Origin of the sequence: Exiguobacterium sp. s48 (assembly GCF_018617395.1) — a bacterium.
In the GTDB taxonomy this organism is placed as follows: domain Bacteria; phylum Bacillota; class Bacilli; order Exiguobacteriales; family Exiguobacteriaceae; genus Exiguobacterium.
In genome coordinates, this window is record NZ_JACSKC010000001.1 from 259,850 (window position 1) to 272,820 (window position 12,971).

Sequence of the window (12,971 nt, forward strand, 5' to 3'; positions counted from 1 at the left end):
TGTTCCATCCCTCAGTATAACGGACATCATCTAAAAGAAAAAGAAGAGATGTCACATATTCGTGACGTCTCTTCAATCTAATTCGGATACGAGAATGCCGAGTCGGTCCAGTTCTTTGACTGCCGCATCAATCGCCTCTTTATGATCCGATTCAAGCGTATGGATATGAAGGCCACCCGTCAATTGAGAGAGTGGCGCTGCTCCGTGAGTCTTCACCCGTTCGAGGAAAGCGCGGACGTCCCGACGGCTCTTCACCATCAGTTGTCCAGTGATGGAGCCGTATACCGGATGGTCGATGATGACGTCTTTAATGGTCACGCCTTCGTCAACGACGGCGTTCATTTCCGCTTCCATTTCATCAGCCGTATGACGACAAGCTACCTTCTTGGAATAAGTAGAGGGACTGAGGTCTCCTTGCAAATAGACATACCCTCGAGCGGTCGCGACGATTTGATGACCTTTCGCCTTTAATAGCGACAAATCTTGGACGATGACCTGACGGCTGACAGAGACGTGTCGTGCCAGTTCAGATCCGGTGATTGGTTCATTACTCGATTCGATGAGGTGAAGTAAAGTACGGCGACGTTCTTCACCGGCTAAACGTTTGTTCATGATGTTCGACTCTCCTTGCTAAAGTGACGATGGCATCGGCGAGGGCCGATGTGTCTTCGATGGTCGTTTGCGCGCCGAAAGAAATGCGGACGAGTCCGTGGCAGGCACTCGTTTCATAGCCAAGTGCTTCAAGCATGCGGTTTGGTCCATTTTGTCCGGCACGACAGGCCGACCCGGCCGATACTTGGAATCCGAGGTCATCGAGCTCCGTCATCCACCATTGTCCATCGCGCTGATGGGATACGAAGGAAAAAATGGCGGGACTTTGTTCGTCAAACTCGAGCCATTTGACATACGCTGACGTCTTCTCTTTCAAGATAGCACGAAATGCCATGAAATTTCTCTGAAAACGTGTCAGTTGTTCTTGACGCTCTCCGAGAGCTTTCACGAAAGCACTGATCCCAGGCACATCAATTGTTCCTGGACGAATCCCATATTGATGATGACCCGGGTAATAAGGTGGAGGAATCAATCGATCCATGTAAAGCGCACCGACCCCTTTCGGTCCACCGACCTTATGGGCGCTGAATGAATAGGCGTCAATTCCTTCGACAGAAATCGGGATTTTGCCGAGCGCCTGTACCCCGTCCACATGGAAGAGAATCTTTTTATATTTGATCAGGCATTGAATATGGTGAAGCGGTAGTACCCAACCTGTGTCGGAATTGACATGTTGGAAAGTGACGAGTCCGATATCACGATCTAATAACTGGGTGAACGCCTCTATATCAAATTTACCATCTTTCAGCTTTAACCGATGGACGATCACACCTTCACGCTCCCATTCCTCAAGTAAGAGAGCGACCGAGTCATGTTCATGCCAAGTTGTAATCACTTCTTTTCCTTTCATTCGTTTCCGTAAACTCGTCAACGCAATATAGTTGCTTTCGGAACCACTACCTGTGAATAATAATTTCCCTTTAAAAACGTCGACCCCGAGAGCTTGTTTAAATAGACGACGGGCCTCCGTTAAATAATCTTCTGCCATATAACCTTGGGTATGGAGTGATGATGGGTTCCCATAAACGTTTTTGGCCATCGCCACGTAATGGTCTAATGCTGCATGTGTCATCGGGTGTGTAGCGGCGTAGTCGAAGTAGCGGTTCATGATGGACTCCCCTTTTCTCATGTTGTCTTCTACACAAAATTATGCGAAACTAGTTTACAAGTCAACATTACATATGAAAAACAGGTGATATACAGGTGTCTTTACATATAGAGAAAACTGACATTTTGATTATCGGTACGGGACTTGCCGCTGTCGCGACGGCCTTGCATCTACAAAAATCATTCTCCGTTCTTCTCGTCTCAAAAGGCGAGATGACAGAGGGCAACTCCGATTTGGCACAAGGCGGTATTGCGAGCGCGTATCTGGAGAAATCGAGTGCGAGTCATAAAGAAGACACGATGCTCGCTTCTAAAAGGACATCGTGCGCTGAGCGCGTCGACATTCTCGTCGAAGAAGGTCGTCAAGTGATTGAAGAAATGGAACGGTTCGGTGTCCGCTTCGACCGTGAAGAGGGTGACTATGCCCTCGGACGAGAAGGTGCACACCGATTGAATCGGATCTTTCATGTCGGTGGCGATGAGACGGGACGTCATATTATGGGGCAATTACGTCAGTCGTTACCTGATAACGTGAACGTGTTGGAACGGGCGCTCGTGCACGATCTCATCATGAGAGACGGAAAAGTCGTCGGTGCGATGGCATTTCGTGATGAAGTGCCCATTCAGATTGAAGCCGGGGCTGTCGTATTGGCGACAGGTGGCATCGGGGGACTGATTGATTGGACTTCAAACGCGCGTACCGTGACTGGCGATGGTCTCGTTTTGGCAAATCGATGTGGGGCCAAGCTGACACACTTACAGCGCATTCAATTTCACCCTACGTTACTGGCGACCGACGAGCCTCATCTCGTGACCGAGGCGCTTAGAGGAGCCGGGGCGACGCTCGTTGATGACGAAGGAAACCATGTGATGGCCAATCATCCGCTCGGGAGTCTCGCGCCTCGTGATGACGTGGCGAAGGTTCTGACGGAACGAACGGGACCAGTCTATCTCGATACGACAAACGTGATACGACTTCGTGAACGGTTTCCGAAGCTTGCGTTGACATGTGACAAGCTTGGGATTGATCTTCGTCGCATCCCGGTACGTCCAGGTCTCCATTTTCATATGGGTGGAATCGAAGTGGATGATATGGGACGGACAGACGTTGACGGATTATATGCCGTCGGTGAAGTGGCGGATGCGGGCATACATGGGATGAATCGTTTGGCCTCGAACTCACTTTTGGAATGTTGGGTGTTTGGAAAACGAGTCGCGCGAGCGATGCGATTGAATAAGACGGCCACGGCGACGAAGGAGATGTTGGTGTACGACATCTCACCTGTGGCGTTTCAAGCGTTACGTGCTCAAATCGGAAGATGGTTGACGATTTCACCAAGTCTTGATGAATTGAAAGGTTTCTTACAAAATACCCAATCGTTGACCGTGACGAAACACGTGACAAGACAATTAAGTGAACAAACTTTACAAATTGATGCGGCGCGACTCATCGCGCAAAGCATCCTTGAAATGGAGAGGTATGATGAACACGATTTATCTACGCGAACAGCTGCGACAGTTCTTGATTGAGGATATCGGATATGGCGATGTATCCAGTGAGCTGATTGATGGACAAGACGAGTCGGTCGCAACAATCGTCGCCAAAGAACAGGGCATTTTCTGTGGGAAGCCTATCGTAGAAGAGCTGGCAACCATGCAGCGGCTTGAATTGGTCTCTTGCCAAGAAGACGGGAGAGCGGTTGTCCCTGGAGATGAACTCGTCGTCTTGAGAGGAAAGACGCGCAGGATTTTAGAGACGGAGCGTGTGCTGTTGAATGTCATTCAACACGCGAGTGGGATCGCGACGATGACGCGTCAGTGCGTGGAGGCGCTACGAGATGACGCGATTCACGTGACCGATACGCGTAAGACGACCCCGGGACTGCGGATGATTGAGAAGTATGCCGTACGTGTCGGAGGGGGATACAATCATCGTCTAAGACTCGATGATGCCGTCATGATCAAAGACAATCATATCGTCGCACTTGGTGGCGTAACGAATGCGATTCAAGTCGCGCGTGGTCGTGTCGGTCATACGACTCCGATTGAAGTCGAGGTCGAGTCGTTCGAACAACTGATGGAGGCGATTGTGGCGAAACCGGACATCGTGATGCTTGATAATCGGACGCCAGATGAATTGAGAGAATGGGTTCGTCATATACCAACGCACATCAAAATTGAAGTGTCTGGTGGCATCACGCTCGACACGGTCGATAATTATCGAGGCATTCGCATCGATGTCATCTCGCTCGGGCAATTGACTCATTCGGTACGAGCGTTCGATTGCAGTTTGAATTTACAAGGAGGAATGAAAGATGCAACTACTTGGAACACTTCCGCCGACGTACGCTAACTTGTCGGTGGAGGAGATGGAGACTCGGATTCAGGCGGTCAAAGACCGACTCGGGACGCGTCTCTTTTTACCGGCTCATCATTATCAAAAAGACGAGGTCGTTCAATTCGCGGACGCGACAGGAGATTCGCTCCAGCTCGCACGACTCGCAGAACAGATGAGCGAAGCCGAATTCATCGTCTTTTGTGGCGTCCACTTCATGGCAGAGACGGCGGACATGTTGACGCGGGACGACCAGATTGTCGTCTTACCTGATATGCGTGCCGGCTGTTCGATGGCAGACATGGCTGATATCGATCAGACGGAGATTGCTTGGGAAGAACTGACGGAACGATTTGGAGAGGACATCATCCCGATTACATACGTCAATTCAACAGCGGCAATTAAAGCGTTCGTTGGGCGTCACGGCGGGGCGACCGTCACATCGTCGAACGCCCATGAGATTGTTCGGTGGGCGCTTGAGACAGGCGAGCGTATTTTGTTCCTTCCTGACCAGCACCTCGGGCGGAACACGGCGTTCGATCTCGGCGTTCCGCTCGAGGCGATGGCCGTTTGGGATCCACTCCGTGAAGAATTGGTAGCAGAGGACGACGAACAAGTAAAAGTCATCTTGTGGAAGGGACACTGTTCTGTCCATGAGAAGTTTACGGTCTCGCAAATCCAGGCGTTTCGTGAGCGTGAGCCGGATCGTCGCATCATTGTCCATCCGGAGTGTACGTTTGACGTCGTCCAGGCAGCGGACGAGGCGGGATCGACGTCATATATCATCGACAAGATTGACGGGAGCGCACCGGGGACGAAATGGGCGGTCGGAACGGAGATGAACCTCGTCAACCGTCTAGCGGCGACGTACCCACATCTCGATATCGTTTCATTGAACCCGTTCATGTGTCCGTGCCTCACGATGAACCGAATCGACTTATCCCATCTACTTTGGGCGCTCGAGTCGCTTGAGACGGACCCTGTGAATGTGATTCGGGTAGATGCGGACACGACAGAATATTCGAAACGTGCGCTTGAACGTATGCTCGCGCGATAATCGCTTCAGGACAGGCAAACGCCTGTCCTCAGACTGTAGACAAAGTATAGGTCTTATGCCCAATCCGGACACGGCTCGCTTTCCTAGGGGCAAGCAGGGAGCCGCATCGCGACTGCGTCACTGCTGGGTCTCCCTTTGCTTGCTATCCCCTCAGGAGTCTCGCCTGCCCGTTCTTGGTCACCTTTTGTCCTCCGTCCCATATAATGGTGTGAGAAGAACACACAGGGGGCGGATCTAATGATCAACAAGTCGACACCATCCATCCTTCACGGTCTGACGAACGGAACGGATGTTGAACAGCGGCCCGAGGAGGATGATCTCGGCGTTTACCTTCCCTTTCCCCTAAAACATCGATTCAAAGTAAATACCGAGCTTTTTCTTCGGCCGTCGTGGCCTTAGAAAAAGACAAACGGCCGCCAGATGACGACCGTTTGCGTTGCTCGCCCGACGGCGCCCCGACTCCTGCAGGAAAGCAATCCGACGGAGACCCAGCAGCGACTTGAGTCGCGATGCGGCTCCGGGATTGCCTGCGGAAAGCGTGGGCGCCGGAAGGACGAGTTCGAACATGTTATTTGTCAACAAGCTGAGGACAGGTAAACGCCTGTCCTTTTTTCGTGTCGCCCATTATGGTACAATAAATGCAGTTTTTCCGACCGAAAAGGAGAGTACACCGTGATTGAATTCGTAAAAGGACCCGTCGCCTATGTGTGTGCGGAATATATAACGTTAGATGTCTCGGGCGTCGGCTACAAAGTACATGTGCCTAACCCGTTTTTTTATCGTGAACAAGACGAACATGTAATCGTGTTTACGCATCATTACGTGCGTGAAGACCAACAGACGCTATATGGTTTCCGGTCACGACGCGAGCGCGAGCTGTTTAATAAACTCCTTAGCGTAAGCGGCATCGGACCAAAGGGTGCGCTTGCCATCGTCGCGTCCGGCGATATCGACGCATTGATCGATGCGATTGAAACCGAGAATGAAAAATATTTAACGAAATTCCCGGGAGTCGGGAAGAAGACAGCCAAACAGATGGCACTCGACTTGAAAGGGAAGTTATCCGAGCTTGCACCGGATTACGTTCCGAACGAAGGGTTGTTCGCACAAGGTGCATCAGAACTAGACGAGGCGTGTGAGGCGCTCGTCGCACTCGGCTACTCCGAACGGGAAATCGCAAAAGTCCGCAGTGCATTGAGCGGGGAAATCTTGACGACCGACGCGTACATAAAACGCGCGCTACAGCTGTTATTGAAATAAGGAGGAAGCTATGGACGAACGATTGTTGTCACAATCTCATCAGCAATATGAAGACTCTGAAGAGTGGAGCTTACGTCCGCAGCGCTTCGAGCAATATATCGGGCAAGAAAAAGCGAAAGGTAATTTGTCAGTCTTCATTCAGGCCGCCAAACTTCGCAGTGAGACGCTCGATCACGTCCTGTTATATGGACCACCGGGACTCGGGAAGACGACGCTCGCCCAAATCATCGCCAACGAGATGGGTGTCGGGATTAAAACGACCGCCGGGCCCGCAATTGAACGACCGGGTGATTTGGCCGCAATCCTCTCGACCCTCGAGCCGGGAGATGTCTTGTTCATCGACGAGATCCATCGATTGAGTCGAACGATTGAAGAAATTCTCTATCCGGCCATGGAAGATTACTGTCTCGACATCGTCTATGGGCAAGGGGAGATGGCACGAAGCGTCCGCATCGACTTACCACCGTTCACGCTCGTCGGGGCGACGACACGGGCCGGGATGTTGTCGGCGCCTTTACGTGACCGTTTCGGGGTCACGTTGAAGCTCGAATATTACGAAGCACATGAGTTAGCGGCCATCGTCAGTCGGACGGCCCAGCTGTTCCGTCTCTCGATCTCACCTGAGGCGAGTGGCGCGATTGCGAAACGCTCACGAGGGACGCCACGAATCGCAAACCGTCTCTTGCGACGAGTCCGTGATTTCGCGCAAGTGGCTGGTACGAAAGAAATCGATCCGGTGCTCGCGTCTGATGCGCTCGACCGTCTACACGTCGATGCACTCGGACTCGATGAAGTCGACCATCGATTGCTTCGGGCCATGGTGGAGCGGTTCGGAGGTGGACCGGTCGGGCTTGAGACGCTTGCCGCAACCATCGGTGAGGATGCTCAGACGATCGAGGATGTCTATGAGCCCTATTTATTGCAACAAGGATTCTTGCAGCGTACGCCGCGAGGACGGATGATTACACAGTTTGCCAAGTCGCATTTTGGTTATGAAGAGGAAGAGGAGTAAGGTATGCAAGACATTCAATTAAACGTAAACGATTATGATTTTGAGTTACCAGAAGAGTTGATCGCCCAAGTCCCATTGCTCGATCGGACGAGCTCACGCCTACTCGTATTGGATCGCGAGACAGGGGACATCGAGCATCGTCATTTCCGTGACGTGCTCGATTACTTGAACGAAGGGGATGCGCTCGTCGTCAACGACTCACGCGTCTTACCGGCACGTCTCTTTGGGGCGAAGCAAGAAACAGGCGGGAAAGTCGAACTTCTCTTGTTGAAACAGACGGAAGATGACGTGTGGGAAGCGCTCGTCAAACCGGCGAAAAAAGTTCGTGTCGGTTCCATCGTCGAGTTCGGAGACGGTCTTCTCCGTGCCGAATGCGTCGAGGAACTCCCAGAAGGCGGACGTCGTTTCAAGTTTGACTACGACGGCATCTTCTATGAGATTTTAGACGAACTCGGAACGATGCCGCTCCCGCCGTACATTCGCGAACAACTCGATGACCAGGACCGCTATCAGACGGTCTATGCTCGTGAGCGTGGTAGTGCGGCCGCTCCGACAGCCGGTCTTCATTTTACCGAGGAACTACTTGAAGCGGCGAAGGCGAAAGGAGTTCGGTTGATTCCGCTCACACTTCACGTCGGGCTCGGTACGTTCCGTCCGGTGACAGCTGATTCGATTGAAGAACATACGATGCACAGTGAGTATTTCGAGTTGTCGGTTGAATCTGCAGCTGCGCTTCGAGAAATCCGAGCGAACGGCGGTCGTATCTTTGCGGTCGGGACGACATCGACACGGACGCTCGAAACGATCATGCGAGACCATGGGGACTTCGTCGAGTCATCGGGCTGGACGGACATCTTTATTTACCCTGGTGTCGAGTTGAAGGCGATTGATGGATTGATCACGAACTTCCACTTGCCTAAATCAACGCTCGTCATGCTCGTCTCGGCATTCGCGACGCGCGACATCATCTTACATGCTTATCGGACTGCGGTCGCAGAACGATACCGCTTCTTCAGCTTTGGAGACGCGATGCTCATCACGAGGAAGGAAGTAACAAAATGACAAAACATGCAGTCACATACGAACACATCCACACATGTAAACAGACCGGAGCGCGGCACGGAATCGTCCATACGCCGCACGGGTCGTTCGAGACCCCGGTCTTCATGCCAGTCGGGACGCAAGCGAGCGTCAAGACGATGGCACCGGAACAGGTCAAGGCGATGGGCGCGAATATTATCTTGTCGAACACGTATCATCTTTGGGTTCGTCCAGGTCATGAGGTCATCAAACAAGCGGGTGGCCTTCATAAGTTCATGAACTGGGACGGGGCAATCCTCACGGACTCGGGTGGTTTCCAGGTGTTCTCACTTGCTGACCTCCGAAACATCCAAGAGGAAGGCGTTCATTTCCGCAACCATTTGAATGGCGACAAATTGTTCTTGTCACCCGAAAAGGCGATGGAGATTCAGAACGCGCTCGGTTCGGACATCATGATGGCATTTGATGAGTGCCCGCCTTATCCGGCGACGCATGAGTACATGAAGAAATCAGTTGAGCGTACGAGTCGCTGGGCGGAACGTTGCCTCGAGGCACACGAACGTCCAGAAGACCAAGCGCTCTTTGGGATCATCCAAGGTGGAGAATATGAGGACCTTCGTCGTCAAAGTGCCGCTGACCTCGTGTCGCTTGATTTCCCGGGATATGCGGTCGGAGGTCTCTCGGTCGGTGAACCGAAAGACGTCATGTATCGTGCGCTCGAATTCACGACACCACTCATGCCGGAAAACAAGCCGCGTTATTTGATGGGTGTCGGCTCACCGGATGCGTTAATCGAAGGGTCGATTCGTGGAATCGATATGTTCGACTGCGTTCTTCCGACACGCATCGCACGAAACGGGACACTCATGACGTCGAAAGGTCGCGTCACGATCAAGCAAGCGAAATATAAGACAGACTTCGGTCCAATCGATGAGAAGTGTGACTGTAACACGTGTAAGAACTACTCGCGTGCGTACGTCCACCACTTGATTCGTGCGGATGAGATGTTCGGTCTTCACTTATGTACGACACACAACCTTCATTTCTTAGTGAAGTTGATGGAACAGGTTCGTCAAGCGATTCGCGAAGACCGTTTGCTCGACTTCAAGGAAGAATTCTTCGAAGAATACGGCTACAACAAGCCGAACGCTAAGAATTTCTAAGAAAACGTACAGGACATTGTGTGACATCTATTCAATTTCACGGTATAATGAACCTGATATTGAATGAAAGGGTGAATGTTACACATGGATACTCTCGTTGCGTTATTACCAATGATCCTGATTTTCGTCGTATTTTACTTCCTTTTGATTCGTCCACAGACGAAACGCCAAAAAGAAGTTCAATCGATGCAAAACGCCCTCGAGCGTGGCGACAGCGTTGTCACAATCGGTGGTTTACACGGCGTCGTTCATCAAATCGAAGACACACATGTCGTGTTGAAATGCGATCAATCGCTTCTCCGCTTCAACCGAAGCGCGGTTGCGGAAGTCGTGAAAAAAGCGAATGCCTCGTTCGAGGAATAAGCCAGTTAAGCATCTGACCAAAACGGTCAGATGCTTTTTTTTATGAAAAACGTCTGATTATTGACAAAGTATGTCAATTTGATGATTCATCCCCCTTATTTCGAAAAAACGATTTGAATCGTGAAAACGTTTGCATTAATGTCAAAGTGAGATGAAATCCGAGATGAAGGAGAACGAATAAAATGGACGTGAAACGATTAAACCCATTCAAAAATTGGAAAGGATGGACACGGAAACGATCTGGGAAGAGGAAAAAAGGACGATCTTCCTTGAGACGACGTATGTCGATTGCTCTGATTCCAACGATCGTTGCCCTTGTTATGGTTGGGGCACTCGGCTCTTATCAACTAAGACAATCGACTGCCGCTTATGACCGAGTTATTAGTGATGGGATGCAGGAGATGCTTCTTGCAGAAAACTTGTCTCTTGCAGTGACAGATGCCGAACGTTATTTGAACTATTATATGCTCGTCGCTAATCCGAAGACATTGATCAGTTTACAGAGTACACAGGAACAACGTGACGAGTTAATGGGGGAATTGAAAGCTTCGTCAACGGACGATAAAATCTTATCTTGGTTAGGCGACTTGGAGAAATTCAACGAGCTATTAGACCGTGAGATGAATCGTGCCATCGAACTTCGACAGCAGCAAGATGAAATCGGATATAAGACTGTGCTCAACACGAGTGTGACACCGACGACGGACCGCGTGCGCATGACCGTGACGGACCTTGTCGAATATAAAGGGGAGCTCCTTGCTTCCGAAACGAAAGCGGTGCAAGCAGACGCGGAGAGTTCAATCCTTTGGATGCTCATCATCAGCGTTGGTGGTGTCGTGATTGGGATTCTTTCGTTATTTGCCTTGCAGCGCCTGTTCTTGAAACCAATTAATCGTCTTGGTCGTCAAGCTCGCATTATGGCGGAAGGGGATTTGACCGGCGAAGATATCGAGGTCGCCTCAAACGACGAGCTCGGAGACCTTGTCACGGCATTTAACGAGATGAAACACAATCTGGTCGGCTTGATTCGTCGGGTTGGAGAGGCGTCGGACAAAGTGACGGCGTATTCGGAAGAACTTTATGCGAGTACAGATCATGTGGCGACGACGACCCAAGGGGTATCCCGTCTATTTGAAGAGATGAACGTGGCGGCACAAGGATCGTCGAAACGTGCGGAAGAAGGAACAATTGGGGTCAATCAAGCGGTGGTCGGATTGAACCAAATCGCCGCAGCGTCACAAGGTGTGAATGAACAGACGATTCACACGCTTGAAGCGGCAAACGGCGGACTCGAAACGATTCAATTGGCTGAGGAGCGCATGCAAGAAATTCGTCGTGCCAATGAACTCACAGAACAAATGGTGACACGTCTCTCGAATCAATCACTAGAGATTGAAAAAATCACTCGTTCGATCACGGCCATCACAGAACAGACGAACCTGCTTGCCCTTAATGCAGCCATCGAGGCGGCGCGCGCAGGTGAACATGGAAAAGGGTTTGCGGTCGTCGCGGCAGAAGTGCGAAAACTTGCCGAGGAGTCCAAACAGTCAGCCATTCAAATCCAAACCGTCGTACGTGACATTCAACGTGATACGAAGCAAGTCGAGTCAGCGTTTGAAGAGTCGAGCGTCCATGTTGAAAATGGAGTATCGCAAATGGGAGAAGTGGCCGAGGCGTTCCGAGAGATTGTATCGGTCATTGAAGAGACGTCGCGTCAGATGAGTGAGATTGCGGCAGCGACAGAAGAAGTCAGTGCCAACACGACAGAAGTTGCCGTATCGGTCGAAGACATGTCGACGAATGCTGTCTCGACACAGCGTAGCGTCGAAGAGGCGGGAGCGAACGTTGAAGAACAGCTTGCGGCCATTCAAGAAATCAATGGAATTGCTGAAACGATGAGTCACATGTCCTCTGAATTAAAAGATGTAGTCCATGTGTTTAAGACCACATAATAAATGCCCTGACGCGTGCGTCAGGGCATTACTCGTTACATTAATAAAATCAAACTTGTCGCCATGACGATCATACCTGCGACCATCCCATACATCGAATGATGGGCACGACCATACTCTCGAGCAGCAGGGAGCAACTCGTCAAGCGAAATGAAGACCATGATTCCCCCGACTGCCGCGAACAAAAGTCCGAAGACCGTGTCACTTAAGAACGGCATAAGGAGTAAAAATCCGATAGCGGCACCTGCCGGCTCAGCGAGACCTGATAATAATGAGAGCTTAAATGCTTTTTTGCGTGAACCGGTCGCATAATAAATCGGAACTGATACGGCAATCCCTTCCGGAATATTGTGAAGGGCGATGGCGATGGCAATCGCTAAACCTACAGTCGGATCATCTAATGCCGAGACAAAGGTGGCGAGTCCTTCTGGAAAGTTGTGAATTCCAATGGCGAGTGCCATGAAGATCCCCATTTTCTTTAAGCGGTTTTGTGTCTCGGGATGACTGATCGTTGTCGCCTCATGTGTGGATGCCATCGCCAATTCTTTTGAGGTCGGGTCGTTTTGCATCGATTCAACGAACTTGACCTCATGTGGGTTCTCCATTTTCGGGATGAACTTGTCAATCAAGCCGATCAAGAACATACCACCGAAGAAAGCGAGGACGGTATAAATCGTTCCCGTATATTCCCCATGCGCACTGACGAGTTCATCGAGTGCTTTCGGAAAAATCTCGATGAATGATACGTAAATCATGACACCACCAGAAAAACCGAGTGAGATGGATAGAAAGGCTGTATTCGTTCGTTTTGCGAAAAATGCGATCATGCTTCCGATCCCTGTCGCGAGTCCTGCGAACAAGGTAAGAAGAAACGCATACATAATCGTGCTGTCCATATCGTTAGACTCCTTTGAGTTTTTAATGTTAGCTACATCATACATCAGGTTTTGCCCTAGCGCAACTTTTAGTCTTGCATGCAAAATAAGTCTAGATATCCACGAATGGTCGTTACAATTTTAGGAAAATGATTGATAAATGTTTAGAAAATTTGTAATGTTAACGAGAGAAG

Annotated in this window: 12 protein-coding genes; 9 read left to right on the forward strand and 3 right to left on the reverse strand. The window is 50.5% G+C overall.

Features of this window, described 5'->3' with window-relative positions:
• Window positions 1-72: 72 nt before the first annotated feature.
• Together KNO66_RS01335 and KNO66_RS01340 are read right to left on the reverse strand one after the other, a co-directional pair.
• Window positions 73-612 (reverse strand): transcription repressor NadR, encoded by a 540-nt coding sequence (locus KNO66_RS01335; protein ID WP_214739720.1) that lies wholly within the window; start codon window positions 610-612, stop codon window positions 73-75.
• Window positions 590-1,720, reverse strand: coding sequence for a cysteine desulfurase family protein (locus KNO66_RS01340; protein WP_214739722.1), 1,131 nt, complete (start codon window positions 1,718-1,720; stop codon window positions 590-592). Before KNO66_RS01340 ends, KNO66_RS01335 begins: the two co-directional genes overlap by 23 nt.
• A gap of 95 nt (window positions 1,721-1,815) precedes the next feature.
• On the opposite strand from KNO66_RS01340, the gene KNO66_RS01345 reads away from it, so the two are divergent.
• From KNO66_RS01345 to KNO66_RS01385, 9 genes are all read left to right on the forward strand, one after another.
• The gene (locus tag KNO66_RS01345; RefSeq protein ID WP_214739724.1) at window positions 1,816-3,249 is read left to right on the forward strand and encodes an L-aspartate oxidase; all 1,434 of its coding nucleotides are present in this window, start codon (window positions 1,816-1,818) and stop codon (window positions 3,247-3,249) included.
• The gene (nadC, locus tag KNO66_RS01350) at window positions 3,203-4,072 is read left to right on the forward strand and encodes a carboxylating nicotinate-nucleotide diphosphorylase (protein ID WP_214739726.1); all 870 of its coding nucleotides are present in this window, start codon (window positions 3,203-3,205) and stop codon (window positions 4,070-4,072) included. The genes KNO66_RS01345 and nadC overlap by 47 nt, the downstream gene beginning before the upstream one ends.
• Complete coding sequence (nadA, locus tag KNO66_RS01355; RefSeq protein ID WP_214739728.1) at window positions 4,035-5,111, forward strand: quinolinate synthase NadA; 1,077 nt, start codon at window positions 4,035-4,037, stop codon at window positions 5,109-5,111. The genes nadC and nadA overlap by 38 nt, the downstream gene beginning before the upstream one ends.
• Window positions 5,112-5,783: 672 nt before the next feature.
• A complete protein-coding gene (ruvA, locus tag KNO66_RS01360; RefSeq protein ID WP_047795491.1) occupies window positions 5,784-6,371 on the forward strand; it encodes a Holliday junction branch migration protein RuvA in 588 nt (195 codons plus the stop codon).
• Between the two features lie 10 nt (window positions 6,372-6,381).
• Window positions 6,382-7,383, forward strand: coding sequence for a Holliday junction branch migration DNA helicase RuvB (ruvB, locus tag KNO66_RS01365; RefSeq protein ID WP_214739730.1), 1,002 nt, complete (start codon window positions 6,382-6,384; stop codon window positions 7,381-7,383).
• Window positions 7,384-7,386: 3 nt separating this feature from the next.
• Window positions 7,387-8,445: a tRNA preQ1(34) S-adenosylmethionine ribosyltransferase-isomerase QueA gene (queA, locus tag KNO66_RS01370; RefSeq protein WP_214739732.1), complete on the forward strand. Its 1,059-nt coding sequence runs from the start codon at window positions 7,387-7,389 to the stop codon at window positions 8,443-8,445.
• Window positions 8,442-9,587, forward strand: a complete 1,146-nt coding sequence (tgt, locus tag KNO66_RS01375) for a tRNA guanosine(34) transglycosylase Tgt (protein ID WP_214739734.1) — start codon at window positions 8,442-8,444, stop codon at window positions 9,585-9,587. The genes queA and tgt overlap by 4 nt, the downstream gene beginning before the upstream one ends.
• Window positions 9,588-9,671: 84 nt before the next feature.
• The gene (gene yajC / locus KNO66_RS01380; protein WP_214739736.1) at window positions 9,672-9,950 is read left to right on the forward strand and encodes a preprotein translocase subunit YajC; all 279 of its coding nucleotides are present in this window, start codon (window positions 9,672-9,674) and stop codon (window positions 9,948-9,950) included.
• Window positions 9,951-10,219: 269 nt separating this feature from the next.
• Window positions 10,220-11,902, forward strand: coding sequence for a methyl-accepting chemotaxis protein (locus KNO66_RS01385; RefSeq protein WP_251128041.1), 1,683 nt, complete (start codon window positions 10,220-10,222; stop codon window positions 11,900-11,902).
• Between the two features lie 35 nt (window positions 11,903-11,937).
• On the opposite strand, the gene zupT is transcribed toward KNO66_RS01385, so the two are convergent.
• A complete protein-coding gene (zupT, locus tag KNO66_RS01390) occupies window positions 11,938-12,798 on the reverse strand; it encodes a zinc transporter ZupT (protein ID WP_214739740.1) in 861 nt (286 codons plus the stop codon).
• Window positions 12,799-12,971 lie beyond the last annotated feature (173 nt).